At 31.6% G+C, this 16,758-nt stretch carries 12 protein-coding genes; all 12 read left to right on the forward strand.

What is annotated here, in order from left to right; genetic code table 11:
• Positions 1–12 precede the first annotated feature (12 nt).
• The 12 genes from mtrA (METIG_RS06255) to METIG_RS06310 all read left to right on the forward strand — a co-directional run bounded on the left by mtrA (METIG_RS06255) (position 13) and on the right by METIG_RS06310 (position 16,331).
• Positions 13–744, forward strand: a complete 732-nt coding sequence (gene mtrA, locus METIG_RS06255; protein WP_013799378.1) for a tetrahydromethanopterin S-methyltransferase subunit A — start codon at positions 13–15, stop codon at positions 742–744.
• A gap of 17 nt (positions 745–761) precedes the next feature.
• Complete coding sequence (mtrA, locus tag METIG_RS06260) at positions 762–1,523, forward strand: tetrahydromethanopterin S-methyltransferase subunit A (protein WP_013799379.1); 762 nt, start codon at positions 762–764, stop codon at positions 1,521–1,523.
• Between the two features lie 21 nt (positions 1,524–1,544).
• On the forward strand, positions 1,545–1,772 hold the full coding sequence (gene mtrG / locus METIG_RS06265) for a tetrahydromethanopterin S-methyltransferase subunit MtrG (RefSeq protein WP_013799380.1): 228 nt from the start codon (positions 1,545–1,547) through the stop codon (positions 1,770–1,772).
• 21 nt (positions 1,773–1,793) lie between these two features.
• Positions 1,794–2,753, forward strand: a complete 960-nt coding sequence (gene mtrH / locus METIG_RS06270; protein ID WP_013799381.1) for a tetrahydromethanopterin S-methyltransferase subunit H — start codon at positions 1,794–1,796, stop codon at positions 2,751–2,753.
• 128 nt (positions 2,754–2,881) lie between these two features.
• Positions 2,882–7,009, forward strand: a complete 4,128-nt coding sequence (locus tag METIG_RS06275) for a DEAD/DEAH box helicase (protein WP_048055689.1) — start codon at positions 2,882–2,884, stop codon at positions 7,007–7,009.
• A gap of 205 nt (positions 7,010–7,214) precedes the next feature.
• Positions 7,215–9,818 carry a type III-A CRISPR-associated protein Cas10/Csm1 gene (gene cas10, locus METIG_RS06280; RefSeq protein WP_048055560.1) on the forward strand — a complete coding sequence of 868 codons (2,604 nt, stop codon included), beginning with the start codon at positions 7,215–7,217 and terminating at the stop codon, positions 9,816–9,818.
• Positions 9,819–9,820: 2 nt separating this feature from the next.
• Positions 9,821–10,270, forward strand: coding sequence for a type III-A CRISPR-associated protein Csm2 (gene csm2, locus METIG_RS06285; protein ID WP_013799384.1), 450 nt, complete (start codon positions 9,821–9,823; stop codon positions 10,268–10,270).
• A 13-nt stretch (positions 10,271–10,283) separates the two neighbouring features.
• Positions 10,284–11,285 carry a type III-A CRISPR-associated RAMP protein Csm3 gene (csm3, locus tag METIG_RS06290; protein ID WP_048055561.1) on the forward strand — a complete coding sequence of 334 codons (1,002 nt, stop codon included), beginning with the start codon at positions 10,284–10,286 and terminating at the stop codon, positions 11,283–11,285.
• Positions 11,286–11,311: 26 nt separating this feature from the next.
• Complete coding sequence (csm4, locus tag METIG_RS06295) at positions 11,312–12,388, forward strand: type III-A CRISPR-associated RAMP protein Csm4 (protein ID WP_013799386.1); 1,077 nt, start codon at positions 11,312–11,314, stop codon at positions 12,386–12,388.
• A complete protein-coding gene (csm5, locus tag METIG_RS06300; protein WP_013799387.1) occupies positions 12,385–13,527 on the forward strand; it encodes a type III-A CRISPR-associated RAMP protein Csm5 in 1,143 nt (380 codons plus the stop codon). The genes csm4 and csm5 overlap by 4 nt, the downstream gene beginning before the upstream one ends.
• Positions 13,528–13,543: 16 nt before the next feature.
• Positions 13,544–14,806, forward strand: coding sequence for a TIGR02221 family CRISPR-associated protein (csx2, locus tag METIG_RS06305; protein WP_013799388.1), 1,263 nt, complete (start codon positions 13,544–13,546; stop codon positions 14,804–14,806).
• A 31-nt stretch (positions 14,807–14,837) separates the two neighbouring features.
• A complete protein-coding gene (locus METIG_RS06310; protein ID WP_013799389.1) occupies positions 14,838–16,331 on the forward strand; it encodes a hypothetical protein in 1,494 nt (497 codons plus the stop codon).
• Positions 16,332–16,758: the final 427 nt, after the last annotated feature.

Below are 16,758 nucleotides of genomic sequence, written 5' to 3' on the forward strand. Positions count from 1 at the left end.
AGGTGCTGAAACATGGCAAATAAGAAAGCCCCTGCGGCAGGATGGCCTATTGTGTCTGGAGAGTATGTCGTTGGGAACCCTGAGAGTTGTGTTGGGGTTGTAACTTTGGGTTCCCACGGTTTAGAGCAAGCATGTATTGATGCTGGTGCTGCGATAGCAGGACCTTGCCACACAGAAAACTTAGGAATCGAAAAAGTCGTAGCAAATTACATATCAAACCCAAACATTAGGTTTATGGTGTTGTGTGGTTCAGAGGTTCAGGGACACATTACTGGACAGTGTTTTAAAGCGTTATGGGAAAATGGTATTGGTGACGATGGGGGTATTATTGGAGCGAAAGGAGCAATTCCATTCTTAGAAAACGTTGGTAAAGACGCAGTCGAAAGATTCCAAAGGCAAATTGTCGAAGTCGTTGACTTAATCGACTGTGAAGATGTTAGCAAGATAACTGCAGCTATAAAAGAGTGCATCTCAAAAGACCCTGGAGCTATAGACGAAGAACCAATGGTCTTAGACCTTGAAGGCGGAGGAGCAGGAGGAGAAGAAGAAGGGGCAACAGTAAAACCAACATCCCCAGAAATTGCATTAATAGAAGCAAGAATGAGATTAATATCTGAAAAAATAAATGATGCAGCAATACTTGCAAAATATAATGCTGGATACTACAACGGAAAAGTTCAAGGAATTGCAATAGGATTGTTCTTGTCCTTGTTGTTATTCTCATTAATACACCCATTGTTATAATTTGGAGGTGCTGAAACATGGCAAATAAGAAAGCCCCTGCGGCAGGATGGCCTATTGTGTCTGGAGAGTATGTCGTTGGGAACCCTGAGAGTTGTGTTGGGGTTGTAACTTTGGGTTCCCACGGTTTAGAGCAAGCATGTATTGATGCTGGTGCTGCGATAGCAGGACCTTGCCACACAGAAAACTTAGGAATCGAAAAAGTCGTAGCAAATTACATATCAAACCCAAACATTAGGTTTATGGTGTTGTGTGGTTCAGAGGTTCAGGGACACATTACTGGACAGTGTTTTAAAGCGTTATGGGAAAATGGTATTGGTGACGATGGGGGTATTATTGGAGCGAAAGGAGCAATTCCATTCTTAGAAAACGTTGGTAAAGACGCAGTCGAAAGATTCCAAAGGCAAATTGTCGAAGTCGTTGATTTAATCGACTGTGAAGATGTTAGCAAGATAACTGCAGCTATAAAAGAGTGCATTTCAAAAGACCCTGGAGCTATAGACGAAGAACCAATGGTCTTAGACCTTGAAGGCGGAGGAGCAGGAGGAGAAGAAGCAGAAGGTGGATTTGAGATAGAAGGTATTCCAACAGTTGTTGAGCCAGATCTTGAAGCATGCCAAAAACTTCTTGAAAAGTTAGAATACAAAGTTGGTTTAATGACAAGGGACATTGGTTTAGCATCAGGGGTAAGCTCAGAATCTGTTAAAGGGTTTGCAATTGGTTCATTACTTGCTGTTGTCTTGGTTGGAATTCCAATAATATTAAAATTCTTAATAGGTTAAAATTCATAGTAGGGTGATTGAATGGCTGAAATACCTTCAGTAGTTACACCAACAAAAGATTTTAAAAGGATTCAAGAAGAACTTGATAAAATTGAAGAAATGATTGAAAATACAAATGCTGAGTTATACCAAAGAGCCGGTAAAAAAGTTGGAAGAGATGTTGGTATTGTTTACGGTTTGGTTTTAGGGATTATATTCTTAACAGTATTCTACAACATAGTATTGCCAATATTCCTTCAAATAAAATAAAGTGGATTGGGGTGGTATGTAATGTTCAAATTTGAGAAAGAACAAATGGTAGTTGAGATTGCTGGAAGAAAAATTGGAGGACAGCCAGGAGAATACCCAACAGCATTGGCAGGGACAATCTTCTATGCAAGACACAAAATCGTAGAAGATCCTAAAAAAGGTATCTTTGACAAACAAGCAGCAGAGGATTTAATAAACAAACAAGCAGAAATGGAAGACATTACTGGAAACCCAGCATTAGTACAAGTGTTTGGTGGTACACCAGAAGCTCTTGTTAATTATATTGACTTTGTTGCTGAAGTTTGGGATGGTCCAATGTTACTTGACTCCACATCAGGAGAAGCAAGAATGGCTGCTGCAAGAAGAGCAACAGAAGCAGGATATGCAAACCAGTGTATTTATAACTCTATCAACGTCTCCATTGAAGATGAAGAATTCCAAACCTTGGTTGAGAGTGACCTTGAAGCATCAATTGTCCTCTGTTTCGACCCAATGGATCCATCAGTTGAAGGAAAGATTAATGTTTTAACAAATGGGGGTAAAACAAAAGATGTTGGTATGCTTGAATTAGCTGAAAAAGCAGGAATTAAATACCCATTAATTGACGTTGCAGTTACTCCATTAGGAAACGGTGCAGGTAATGCAGTAAGAGCATCATTTGCAGTTAAGGCAAAATTCGGATTGCCTGTTGGAAGTGGTATTCACAACATCCCATCAGCGTGGGATTGGTTGAGAGAATTCAGAAAGAAATTGAGAGAAGAAGGATTAACACAACTTGCAAAAGACGTCCACCATGTATGTGATATTGGAGCAAACCTCGTCCAAGTTATGGCATCAGGAGACTTCGTCCTCTATGGGCCTATTGACAACGCTCAATTAGCATTCCCAGCAGTAGCAATGACAGATGCAGTTATTGCAGAAGCTGCAAAAGATATGGGTATCAACCCAATCGACACACACCCATTCAACAAATTGCTCTAAATTGCCAATCTTTTCAATTTTTTATTTTATCATTCATTATATTGTTAAATTTAAATTTATAGTTATTTTTTGAAAATCTTTAAATTTGGATTTTTGTAATTTTTTGTAGAGGTGTTAGTGTGGGTGGAATGTTGGCACATGGTAGCAATACTGGAACAATTAAAAGATTGAAAAAAGAATATTCTGATGAAGAAATTTATGCTATTTTAGAAGAGCCGGTCAAAGAATGGTTTAAAAGAAAGTATGGAGCTTTTACTCCACCTCAAAGATATGCAGTTATGGAAATTCACAAAAAGCGAAATGTATTAATTTCTTCACCAACAGGGAGTGGAAAGACATTATCTGCTTTTTTAGCAGCGATTAATGAATTAATATCCCTCTCCATAAATAAAAAGTTGGAGGATAAAATTTACGTTCTATATGTGTCTCCATTGAGGGCATTGAATAATGACATTGAAAAGAACCTAAAAGAACCTTTAAAGGAAATATATGAAGTTGCAAAGGAGTTGGGTGTTGAGTTGGATGAAATTAGGGTTGCTGTTAGAACAAGTGACACAACAAGTTATCAAAAATCAAAGATGGTTAAAAAACCTCCACATATACTAATAACAACCCCAGAAAGTTTGGCTATTGCTTTAAATTCTCCAAAATTTTCTGAGCATTTAAAATCTATAAGGTATGTGATTGTTGATGAGATTCATGCATTAACAAACAAGAGGGGGGTTCATTTAGCTCTATCTTTGGAGAGGTTGAATAGAATAGCGGATTTTGTAAGGATTGGGTTGAGTGCAACTGTTCATCCATTAGAAGAAGTTGCAAAGTTTTTGGTTGGTGTTGGGAGGGAGTGCCTAATAGTTGATGTAAATTACCTAAAGGACACTGAAATAAAGGTCATCTCTCCAGTGGATGATTTAATTTACACTCCAAGTGATGAGATATCAAAAAAACTCTACAAAACATTAAAAGAGCTTATTGAAAAGCATAGAACAACGCTTATCTTTACAAATACAAGGAGTGCAACAGAGAGGGTTGTTTATAATTTGAGGAATTTGAGCATTAAAAACATTGAGGCTCATCATTCATCATTAAGCAGGGAACATAGGTTAGAAGTTGAGGAGAAATTGAAAAAGGGAGAGCTTAGAGCTGTTGTATGTGTTGCAGGGGATTCTAAGATACTAACTGACAATGGAATTAAAATGATAAAGGAGTTGTATGGAAAAGAAGCAATCACTGGAATTGAGAATGGAAAAGTAAAGTTTGTTAAGTTTAGGAAGCCCCATAAAATTAAATACTCAGCTGAAGGCTTGCTCATTCGAACATCTCTTGGCTTTGAAGTTAAGGCTACAAAAGAGCACAAATTCCTAACTGTTGATGAGAATGGAAAACTTAAGTGGATTGAAGCAGAGAATTTGAAGGCTGGAAATTACATAGCTGTCCTTAGAAAGCTTCCATCTATTGAGAGAGAAGTCTCTATTTTTAAGTTTCTACCAGATTCAGCATACCTTCATCTGAAAATAGAGTTCCTGAGCAAACTAAAAAGAGAGATGCAGGATAAATTTGGCTCAATTAGTGCTTTTGCAAAGAAAATGGGGTTGAGTCGTAGTCACCTAATAAAACAGCTTAATGGGATCTATCCTTTCAGATGGGATCTGCTAAAAGAAATATTGAGGCAACTTTCTCTTGAGCTGTCAACTGAAAATGTTTCAAAAATCACGACAGATAAAGGAAAATACCACATGCCTCTCAACTTTACTCCTTTTATGGCCCGTCTCCTCGGCTTCTGGATGGCTGATGGCTCATGGAAAAGTGGAACCTTAACTTTATTCTCCAGTGACTTAGATCTGCTGGAAAAGTATGGAGAGCAAGCGAAAAGGGAATTCGGAGTTAAGCCCGTAGTTAGAAAGCAGAACGTCAGTACTTATGCGTTAGAGCTGTCCTTTAAAACTCTCATGGGGATGTTTAAGGCATTAGTTGGGAACAGTGGCAGAAAGTCCAAGCATGGAACATTTCCAAAAATTCTGTATAGTCTCCCATTGGAGCATAAGAAGCAATTTTTATCTGGCTACTTTGATGGAGACGGGTATCTGGAGATTAAAAATGGGAGAATATTCTCAGCAGGATTCACAACTTTCAACAGAGAGTTTGCAGATGGCATTAGAGATCTGTTGCTATATTTTGGAATTGTTGCCTCGATAAGAAAGAGGAATTACAATGAAGTCCAGCATTTTAGAGGTAGGATAATTTCAAAAAGAGGCACGGCCTATACTGTCTCAGTGCTGGGTGGAGAATATCTTAGACGATTCTTTGAAATCATAGAGCCTTGGAGAGATGAACTAAAGAAGATTAAGGAGTTTAAATTTTCAGGTTATTCAAATAGAGATGTAATCCCAAACATGGGGAAGAGACTTAGATACCTCAGGTTAAAGCTCGGAATAAGTACCTACAAACTACAAAAAGAGCTGTATAATCCAGAGAAAGTGGAAATTGGAGAGAGGCAGATAAGCAGGAGAAATATGATTAAGCTGCTGAGAGTCTACTTGAGGAAAGCTGAGAAGAAGGGTGATAAAAATCTCGCTCACGAAATAAAAGAGTTACTCAATCTTGCAGAGGGGGATATATTCTTTGATAAAATTAAGGAAATTAAACCCACGTTTATCGATGAAGCCTATGGAATAATAGACTCAGAAACTGAAAACTACGTTGTCAACGGTTTTATCTCGAAAAACAGCTCTACCTCGCTTGAGTTAGGTATAGATATTGGAAGCATTGACTTGGTTATTCTTCTTGGCTCACCAAAGAGTGTTTCAAGGGCATTGCAGAGGATTGGAAGGAGTGGACATAGGTTGCATGAAAAGAGTAAAGGAATTATCATTGCGTTTGATAGGGATGATTTAGTTGAATGCACTGTTTTAGCTCACAATGCAAGGAATAGGAAAATAGATAAAGTTCACATTCCAAAAAACTGCTTAGATGTCCTCTGCCAGCATATTGTTGGGATGAGTTTGGAGAAAGTTTGGGAGATTGATGAGGCATATAACTTAGTGAGGAAAGCATACCCCTACAAGGACTTGAGCAAGGAGGACTTTTTGGATGTTCTCAACTATTTGGCTAAGGGGATGGAAGAAAAATCCATATATGGAAAAATTTGGTTAAAAGATAATAGGTTTGGAAAGAGAGGAAAATCAACAAGAGCAATCTACTATATGAACGTGGGAACTATTCCAGATGAGACATCAGTAGCAGTTTATTGCAATTCAAAATACATTGGAGAGGTTGAGGAGGAATTTGCGGAGAAGTTGATGAGGGGAGATATATTTGTTTTGGGGGGAAAGACATACAAATACATTGGAGGTAGAGGGAATAGGATTAATGTAAAGGAGGCATTTGATGAAAAACCAACGATTCCCGCATGGTTTTCTGAGCAGTTGCCACTTGCTTATGATTTGGCATTGGATATCCAGAAGTTTAGAGGAGAAGTTTTGTGGATGAGTGTTGAGGATATAATGGAAAAGTATCAGGTGGATGAAAAAACCGCAAGAGCAATAAAAAACTACATCACCGAACAGGATAGATACGCGGTAGTCCCAAACCATAAGCAAATTTTAATTGAGCACTTTGTAGATGAGAAGAGGAGGTATTATGTGTTCCACTTCTTAATTGGTAGGAGGGCAAATGATGCCATATCAAGGGCTTTTGCCTATTATGTATCAAATCTAAAAAAATGCAATGTTAGAGTTTCAATAAGTGATAATGGCTTTGCTTTGATACTTCCAAAAAATAGAAAACTGACAAAAGCCAACATAGTTGAACTTTTTAACATAGATTTAGAGGAGACGCTTAAAAAATCCTTAGAAAGGGCGGAGATATTAAAGAGGAGATTTAGACACGTTGCAACAAGGGGTTTTATGATTTTGAGGAAGTATATGGGTAGGAAGATGAGTGTTAATAGACAACAGTTTAATGCTGAGATGTTAATAAAATACTGCAGAGAAATCAATCATCCGCTCTACAGGGAGACAATAAGGGAGATATTGGAGGATGTTATGGATATTGAAAATGCAAAGGATTTCATGAAAAAAGTTAAAAATATGAGGATATATTATAGAGAACTTCCTTATCCATCCCCATTTGCATTTAACTTAATTGCTATGGCGTCGTCTGATGTTATTGTTATGGAGGATAAGAAAAAACTCATCATGGAGATGCACAAAAAGGTTATGGAATTCTTAAAGAATAAGGTAGGGAAAAATATCTGATTAAGTTTTTTAATAGTCATTACTTCTTTATTATAAAATAAAATAAAAAGGTTTATATAATGGTTGTACATTAAAAATTTATACAACAAAAAATGTACAAATGTTCAAATAAGGAAACTATACAAGTTTAGTAAAATTTTAATTGTAGTTAGGTAAAATAATTTAATCATGTATAACAAAGGATATGATATTACTTGGTGATTGTATGGATTCTGAATATAGGGCAGTTGTTATAGGGGCTTTGTTGCATGATATTGGTAAGTTTGTTCAAAGAAAAATTATGGATGAAGGCAAAAAACAACAAAAACATGAAATTGAAGGTTATAATTATTTAAAAAAATTGTTTGATGAGGGATTTTTAAGTTTTTTAAGTGATAAAGAAGAAAGGATAATCTTAGATATTGTTAAAGAACATCACAACAACAAAATAAAAGATGGGTATGTTGGTATAGTAAGATTGGCTGATTGGTTAAGTAGTGGGGAGAGAAAGTCTGTTGAAGAGAGTGATATTTTAAAGGGTTATGGAGAAGATATAAAGTTGTTATCAATTTTTGAAACTGCAAATCTTTTAAAACATGTTGAAAGTGAGAGTAAATTAGAAACTCTCTATGGGATGGGATATAAGTATCCACTTAAGGAATTAAAAATAAATAAAAAAGTTATTTTTACAAATAAACCATACCCAAATGACAATTATGTTGATTTATTTAATGACTTTGAAACAGCTTTAGGAGATTTTAAAAATAAAAATGATATCAGTTTTGAAGAACTTCTGCAACTCCTATATAAATATACTTGGTGCATACCTTCCGCTACATTTTGGGAGAGTTGTGGAGCAATAAGGGGTAGTTATCCAGACATTTCTTTATATGACCACTTAAAAACAACCTGTGCAATTGCAGCATGCCTCTATAGGCTTTATGAGAGTAAAAAAATAAATGAAAAAATAAATGATAAAAAATTAAAGGAATACTTAGAAAGAAAAAACTGGGATGATAAAATATTCTGCCTTATTCATGGAGACATTTCAGGAATTCAGGACTTTATTTTTACAGTTAAAAATAAATATGCAGCAAAAACTTTGAGAGGAAGGAGCTTTTACTTAGATTTTTTAATGGAGTATTTGGCAAGATATATTTGTAAAGAGTTAGATTTACCAATAGCTAACATACTATTCTGTGGAGGGGGGCATTTCTATATTTTAAGTTATAAAGTTGATGATGGGAAAATTGAGGAATTTGAGAAGAAAATAAATGATATTCTTTTTGATATGTTTAAAACTAAAGTTTATGTTTATTTAGTCAAAGAAGATGTTAGTTTAAGTGATTTTTTAGACTTTTCAAAAGTTTGGAAGAGAGTTTCAGACAGAACAGTAGAGAGAAAGTTAAGAAGGTTTGACTATAAATTAGAGAAAATATTCAAGAAGCCAATTGATGATGGTAAAGATGAGAGATGTAAAATATGCAATAATGAATTAAAAGATGAAAAAATACCTTTAGAAGAAGAGGAAGGATATAGGTGCCCATATTGTGAGTCATTTATAAATATAACTGAAAAATTAAAAAAATATTCTAAAGAAAATAAGTTTAAATTAAAAGAAATTTTTAATGATGAAAATGAAATAAAAATAAAGATATTTAAAGAGTTAGAAAATAGTTTCAACCTTTTAGAAGATAAAGGGTTCTTCAGATATTATTTAGATGAGTATAATTTGCCTGATAACAATGGAGAGTTAATAATCCCATTTAAAATCTTCCCAATATCATTCCCATTAGATGAGAATGGGGATATTATAGATTTAAATGAACTGGCTAAAAAAGCTGAAAAAAGAACAGGAACAAATAAAATAGCTGTATTAAAGATGGATGTTGATAACTTAGGAGAGTTATTTACTAAAGGATTAAAAATAATAAAGAATAACAAAAATAAAGAACGAAAGAATTTGGCTTCAATATCAAGAATGAGTACATTAAGTAACTTCTTAAGTTTATTCTTTACTGGATATATCCCTTACTTAATAAAAACTGGAAAATTCAAAGATAAGGAAGGAAAAGAACATGAGTTTAAGGATAATATTTACTTAATCTATGCTGGAGGTGATGATACTTTAATAACTGGATCATGGGATGCTGTATGGGAATTAGCCAAAAAAATTAGAGAAGATTTCAAAGAATTTGTTTGCTACAATCCATTTATTACCTTAAGTGCTGGAATCTACTTAACTAATCCAAAATTTAAATTTAAGAGAGCTGTTGAATTTGCTGAAGAAGAGCTTGAAAGGGCTAAAGATAATGAAATTAAGGACATTATAAAGAAAAATTCCTTATCTATCTTCTCAACTCCATTAAATTGGGACTTGGAAGTTAAATACATTCCTGGATTTTGGGAGAAGTTGAAAGATATTAAGAGTGAGTTAGAACTTGGAAATGAGTTAATAAATGAAATGCTGAGCATGGAAAAATATTGTGAGAAGTTCAATGAAGATGAGTTAGAGGGTAAATTTAATGAACTAATTAAGGACACCAATAAAAAAAGAATCTTGCATATCTCCCAAGTTGCTGCAGAGATGCTAAATAAAATTGTGAAGAAAGGTAAAAATGGTGAGATTATTCTCTACCTTCCTTACTATTGGAGGTTGCTTTACTACATTAAAAGAAATTATAAGAAGAAAGAAGAGTATGAAAAAGTTAAATTCTTAGAAGATTATGTCAAAAGGAAGGTGCACCAAGCTGTACTCCAAAATGTTGGCTTGTCCCTAAATGATCTCAAAGTTGCTGCTAAGATAACTGAACTTAAGTGGAGGGGATAGATATGGGTTACAGTAAATATCAAAATCCTAATCCTAAAAATGAAAATAAAGCAGGTAAGAATTCTGATAAATTAAAATTATTAGATGAAATACTAAATGTAAATGACAAAAATATAAAAAAATTCTTAAATTATGCTGAAGAATTTGCTAATAAAAATTTGAAATATATCTCTTTCACAAAAATTAGAAAATTTTATGATTACCTAAATGAAATTTCTCCAGAAGATGAAGATTGGATAATAAAATTTGCTCATTTAAAACCAATGGTAGCTTATCATTATGGTAAAGAAAAAAGAAATCAGGGATTATTTGAATTAAAAAAATTAATAGATGCTGTATTTGATAAGATTTATAATGAAAATGATGAAAATAAGAGAAAAGAAATGTTTAAACACTTTAAAAAATTCTTTGAAGCTATTATAGCATATAAAAGATTTTATGAAGGAAAATAAAAAGGTGATGAAAATGGAAAATATAACTTTAAAAGGAAAAGTTATAATTTCAGGAGTTATTGAGTTATTGACAGGATTGCATATTGGAGGGCTTAAAGAAACTTTAAAAATTGGAGGTACTGACGATCCAGTAATTAAAGATGCTTTTGGAAGAATATATATTCCAGGCAGCTCTTTAAAAGGAAAAATAAGATGCCTATTAGAAAAATCTATGGGTAAAGGAAAAGTAAAAGTAGTAATAAAGGTTAAAAAAGAAATTAAAGAAGGAGATAAAAGTAGATATGAAGTTAAAGAAGATAAAGAGGAAACTTATGAGTTAAAGGACTTTAATACAGACATTGTAGATAAATTAATTGAAGAGTATAAAAGTAAAGGATATACTGAAGATAAAGGCTATAGTATCGAATCTCATATAACAGCATTACCATGTAGTTGTGGAGATTGTGTAATATGTAAAATTTTTGGTCCTCATGATTCAAAAAAGATTGAAGAGCCAAGAAGAGTTGTATTTAGAGATGCTTATTTAGTTAAGGAAATTAATGATAATGAAAAAAATAGAAATAACAGCAATAATGAAGTAATAGAAATAGGTGAGAAAAAATATAAAATTCTAGATGAAAATGATGAAGAATTAAATGAATATTTGGAAATAAAACCTGAAAATATTATTGATAGAGTTAAGGGAGTTGCTCAGCATCCAAGATTCATTGAAAGAGTTTCAGCAGGAGCTAAATTTTACTTTGAAATAGTCTTCAATGTTTATAAAAAAGAAGATAAAGAGCTTTTAAAAGAGCTAATAACTGGGATGAAGCTGTTAGAGGATGACTACTTAGGAGGCTCTGGAAGTAGAGGATATGGTAAAATAAAGTTTGAAAATTTAAAAATTGTAAACAGACCTAAAGAATACTATGAAGGGAATGAAAAAGCTGAAAAAGTAACAGATGTTAAAGATTTAGATGAATTAAAAAATTTAAACAAGTTAGAAGAAAAAATAAAAGAAATTTGGAATTATTAAGTTTTATTCTTTTTTTGGTGATAAAAATGAAAAAGTTGGTTATTTTAAAACCAAGTGTTAATAGTAAATATCATTTTGGTAGTGGTGATTTAGAAAAGAGTGATGTAATATTTCATTCATCAAATTTATTTTCTGCCATAGTTAATAACTTTGTCTTATTGTATGGGGAAGATTATAAGGAAGAAATAAATAAAAAAGTCGAAGAATTAGCTGAAAATTTAAGATTATCATCCTTATTTATTAAAATAAAGAATACTTTCCTTTTACCTAAACCAGAGTATCCTATATTTTACTTATTAAAAAATGAAAATTACATGAAAATCAAACCAAAAGATGTGAAAAAGATTAAATTTGTTACTTTAAAGGCTTACAAAGAAATAGTTATGGAAAAACTCAAAGAAATTGGCTATGGTAGTAAAAACTACTATATTAATTGCCTATTTGACAATAATTTAGATGAATATTTTAATAAAAGAGTGACTAAAAGTATTTTTGCTACAGAAGAAGAGATTGAGGAAATAAAAAATATAGAAATATTTAAGAGGTATGATGAGGAGAAGAACACAATAGATAGGATTTGTGAAAGGCCTGCTGAAGGGCAGCTCTATAAGGTAGAGTTTATCAAATTTGACAAAAATGTGGAGCTTTACTTTATTATTGATTATCCAGAATATTTAAATAAAGAGATTCAAGCAAGTATAAGATTGTTGGCTGATGAGGGTTTAGGGGGAAAGAGAAGTATAGGATCTGGGCATTTTGAAAAGGTTGAGATAAAAGATATAAAAGAATTTAAAGATTTTAATGAATTGTTTAATACTCAAGGAGAACTAAATATTCTTTTAGGTGTAGGAATTCCTAAAGAAGATGAGATTAGTAATATTAAGTATTATAAACTTTTAGAACTTGGAGGATACATTTATTCAACAACTAAGCCAGAATTAGTAACTAAGCATAGAAGGTCATTAATGGCTTTATCTGAAGGTTCTGTAGTTAAGGCATTTGAAGGGTGTATAAAAAATGTCAAACCTAAAAATAGCTCTGAAAATATCCATCCAGTATATACTCATGGGAAACCAATAACTCTACCACTGGTGGAAAAATGATGCTAAAATGCTCTCTAATAACACCAATATTTATTGGCTGTGGGGAGGAATATACACCATTAGATTACTATATTGAAAATAATATTGCTCATATAGTAGATATTGAAAAGGCTTTAGAGGATTTGGGAGATTTAAGTAATATAGATAAGATATCAAATTATATTGTAAATAAGTCTATAGGGAATAGAGTAGAGACCAATGCTAAAGATATCTTAGAGAGAGTTGGCCTTTGTGCTGAAGATTATGTTGTTTATAAAATAAAATCTGAAATAAAAGAAGATAGTAGAACAAGGGTAAAAAAATTTATTCATCAAAATAATAGAAAATATGTCCCTGGTAGTTCAATAAAAGGGGCTATAAGAACAGCTTATCTATTTAATTACTATGATGGCAAAATTTCTGAAATATTTAAAATATTAGATAACAAAAAAATAGATGATAAAGGAAAAGAAATAGAGAGAAGGGCTATAGGAGATATTAGAGATGATTTCTTTAAATACTTTAAAATCTCTGATAGTATTAAATTAGAAAGAGAGGAATTTAAATTTATTTTAACAAAAAGATGGCATATAAAAAAGAAAAAACTAACAATTCCTAATTATTTAGAAGGAATGACCAAAGGAGAGTTTACAATTAACTTAAAAGTTGAAGAGGAATTCTTTAAAGAACTTAACAATAGATTAAATAAGAATTTTAACCCAAAAAATAACCATGAGAAGTTTGAAATAATTAAAGAGTTGTGCAACAACTTCTCCAAAACTGTTGTAGATTTTGAAATTAAAAGAGATCTCCCCATTCTACTAAAGGAATTTTATGAAAAATTAAAAAAGGATATTGAAAAGAATGATGCTCTATATATAAACCTTGGTTTTGAAGGAGGATTTTTAAATAAAACTATCTATCCATTGTTATGGAAAAATGACCAAAATAATGTTCTATTCCATAAAATTAGGCAATTTTTCTTAGATTTATATAAACCTAAAGGAAAAATTAATCCAAGAAATCCACAATATAAGTTATATCAAACTTGGCAAAATGCTAAAAGTTATTTGGACTTTCCAACTACAGTTGGAGTTTATGTTAGGGACAATAGGATCATCTCCCCATTAGGGTGGATAAAATTGGAAAAGGTTAATTAAAATTAGGGGGGATACCTTGCCTAAGAAATTAATATCTTTTTTAGGAGCTGGAAAGTATGAGCCTTGTATTTATAAATATGAAAATAAGTCAAGCACTGAGAGTAGATTCATACAAAAGGCTTTAATTGAACTAATATGTAAAGATTGGGAAGAGAAAGATGAAATAATCATATTATTAACTGAAAAATCAGAGAAGATGAATTGGGAAGGGGAAACCTATAAAGGATTAAAATATGAACTTGAAGAAATGGATATAAAACCAGAAATAAAGACAATTAAAATTCCTGATGGAAATACAGAAGAGGAAGTATGGGAAATATTTAATAAAATATTTGAAATTATTAATGAAAGGGATGAAATCTATATTGATATAACCCATTCTTTCAGATACTTACCAATGCTTGCTACCATAATCTTAGATTATGCCAAAACCCTTAAAGGCATAAAAGTTAAGAAAATCTTTTATGGGAATGTATTTGGAGAACCAAGAATTATGGAACTGCAAGAATTAGATAGATTGTTAGATTGGAATAAGGCAATAGACAAATTTTTAACTACTGGTTATGTTGAAGATTTATATAACTTATCTAAAAGAGAATATGGAAAATTGCATAAAGAAAACAGAGAATTGCATGAGTTATTAAAAAATAACACTGGGAAGTTAAAAAAATATATGGAATATTTAGCAACTGTTAGAGGGGATGAGATAAATAACTTCGATTATGATGAATTTAAAAATGAAATAGATGAAATTATAAAAATTATTAAAAAAGATAGCTCCTTAGCTCCATTAATTCCGTTAATTGAAAAGATAAAAGATAAATTTAAAGATTTCAAAAATAATGATAAATACAATTGCTTAAGGGCTGTTTCACTATGTATTGAATTTAATTTGATTCAGCAGGCTTACACATTATTACAAGAGAGTGTAATAACCTTAATATGTAAAGACCTTGACTTGGATTATTTAGATAAAGAGTATAGAGGTTTGGTTAGTTCTGCCTTAAATATTGTTGCAAGGGATCTCCCTAAAAATGAATGGAAAATTCCAGGAAAAGATGAAGATGAGAAAAAGAAGAATTTGGAATTGTTGAAGAAAATAGTTGATCACTTGAAAACAAATAACTTAACAAAATTATCTAAACTGTATGATAAATTAACACAATATAGAAACAATATAAATCATGCTGGATTTAATAAAGATAAAATGGAACCTAAAAAGTTCAAAAATATGATTAATGAAATATATAGAAATATTTTAAACTTTTATTCTATTTAATAAAACTTTATTATCACTTTTTGGTGAAATAATGAGAGTTTGGATAAGTACTGTAGGGAGTTCTCCTTTAGCAGTTTTTAATACACTATGGATGGCTATAGTTAAAGAGGGTTATGTCCCAGATAAGGTGTATTTGTTATGGAATTATAAAGTGGAAAAAAATAAAGAAATTATTAAAAATTATATAAAATCTTTAAATGAATCATATAATTTTAATATTGATGTAGATGAAAGTTATAAAGTAAGTGAAGATGACTTTAAGGATTTTTCTAATGCACTAAAAGAGATAATTGTTAAAGAGAAGGAAAAAGGAAATGAAATTGCTATTGACATGACTCCTGGAAGGAAGTTTATGAGCGCTCTCTCAATGTTTGCTGGTATTGAGGGGGTTAGTGATGGAAAAAATAAGTATAAGTGCGATAGAGTCTATTATCTACATTTAAAAGATATGGGTTATATAAACTACCCTCTCTTTTTAATTCCTTTCTCAATCCAGGAGTTACATGAGTTTATAAGTGAGTTATCAGGTAGTAAAAAAGATGATAGAAAAGTCTTAAAAAAAGAGGAGTTAGAGGATTTGATTATTAATAGAAGGGAAATTTTGGCTATTCTTAACCAATATTTTTTATTTGGAAAATCCAATTTTGAAATTAAGGTAGAAAACCAAAAGTTTGCAACGATCTCTTTATATGAGAATGATAACAAAGCCAAGGTTGAGATAAATAAAGATTTAAAGTTAAGTTATTATGTTGGTGATTATGAAAGTATTAGTACTATTTTAAATGCTTCTGGATTAAAGGAGGTTAAATTTATTGTTTATGGTGATGAAAAAGAGGAGTTTAGTGAGAGAGAATTTTATGAATGGTTATTTAAAAAACTAAAAGAAAAAGAGACTTATTATATAACTTTTGACACAAATGCACTAATAAATCAAATACCAAGGAAAATAATTGACTATTTAGATAAGCAGAGAGAAAAGATATCTCCAAATTTTGCTATATCTCAATGTGTTATAAATGAACTAACCAATGAACGAGGGAAGATTAAAGATTGTGAAGATAGAGATTTTATAAACCAGCCTTCTTCAGTTGATAGGATATTCAAATTAGGATTATCTCAGATAAAATTATTAATAGGGAGGAATGCCGTTATTATCCCTGGTAAAGGTGTGTGGGATAATAATATAAAAGAATCGTTTGTTAAATTTTCAGATGAACATAAAGGAAAATTGCTAATTTTAACTTCTGACAAGAATTTTACCCATAATCTACAATATTTGCCAGATATAATTCCAATTTATGTAGATTTTGGAGAACTTAAAAAATTAGTTAAATGGGAAGAAATTAGGGATTTAATTTATATTTCTTCTATAGTTTTTGGTAAGATATATATTAAACCCATCTCTCAAGTTTTGGGTATTTGGAGGGGAAAGAATCCAATAGATTGGGATGAAGAAAAGGTTTTATTTAGGAAAATAAATGTAATGTGTAGGCAGGCTGCAAATGTCTTAAGAAATATACATTAAAATAATAAAAGAAACCTCTAAATGAAACTTTAGAAAAGTTTCATCAAAATGGGGATGCACCGCCTCGCTTCGCTCGGCAGTGCCTCTTAGGGAATTTAATATCCGATATTAAAATACCTAATTAACTTTTCTTGCTTTTATATACCCCCTGTTGAATTTTGGTACTAGAAAATTGGGAAAAAGTATTACTAATTTTTTCAAATTAAAATTGAGATTTTTTAATTATTTTAGTTTTTTGGTTTTATTTTGTATGTTTTAAGTTTGGATTGGTTTTGGATTGTGTAATATCTCTGCTAATTATTGAGATTTATTGGCGTGGTTGTGCAATAAATTTAAAAAGAACCTGCACAATCTTTCTTACTTTTATAAAGGGTTTGATAATCATGCAGTAAGAAAATTCGGGTTGAAAAAGAAAGATTTATATAGG

It is taken from the genome of Methanotorris igneus Kol 5 (assembly GCF_000214415.1).
GTDB classification, from domain to species: domain Archaea; phylum AGJL01; class Methanococci; order Methanococcales; family Methanococcaceae; genus Methanotorris; species Methanotorris igneus.

Bases quoted from the DNA above. Each gene is read 5' to 3' on its own strand.
- csm4 (WP_013799386.1), top strand. From the start codon at position 11,312: ATGAAAAAGTTGGTTATTTTAAAACCAAGTGTTAATAGTAAATATCAT.
- mtrA (WP_013799379.1), top strand. From the start codon at position 762: ATGGCAAATAAGAAAGCCCCTGCGGCAGGATGGCCTATTGTGTCTGGA.
- cas10 (WP_048055560.1), top strand. From the start codon at position 7,215: ATGGATTCTGAATATAGGGCAGTTGTTATAGGGGCTTTGTTGCATGAT.
- METIG_RS06275 (WP_048055689.1), top strand. From the start codon at position 2,882: ATGTTGGCACATGGTAGCAATACTGGAACAATTAAAAGATTGAAAAAA.
- METIG_RS06310 (WP_013799389.1), top strand. From the start codon at position 14,838: ATGAGAGTTTGGATAAGTACTGTAGGGAGTTCTCCTTTAGCAGTTTTT.
- csm3 (WP_048055561.1), top strand. From the start codon at position 10,284: ATGGAAAATATAACTTTAAAAGGAAAAGTTATAATTTCAGGAGTTATT.
- csm2 (WP_013799384.1), top strand. From the start codon at position 9,821: ATGGGTTACAGTAAATATCAAAATCCTAATCCTAAAAATGAAAATAAA.
- mtrA (WP_013799378.1), top strand. From the start codon at position 13: ATGGCAAATAAGAAAGCCCCTGCGGCAGGATGGCCTATTGTGTCTGGA.
- csm5 (WP_013799387.1), top strand. From the start codon at position 12,385: ATGATGCTAAAATGCTCTCTAATAACACCAATATTTATTGGCTGTGGG.
- mtrG (WP_013799380.1), top strand. From the start codon at position 1,545: ATGGCTGAAATACCTTCAGTAGTTACACCAACAAAAGATTTTAAAAGG.
- mtrH (WP_013799381.1), top strand. From the start codon at position 1,794: ATGTTCAAATTTGAGAAAGAACAAATGGTAGTTGAGATTGCTGGAAGA.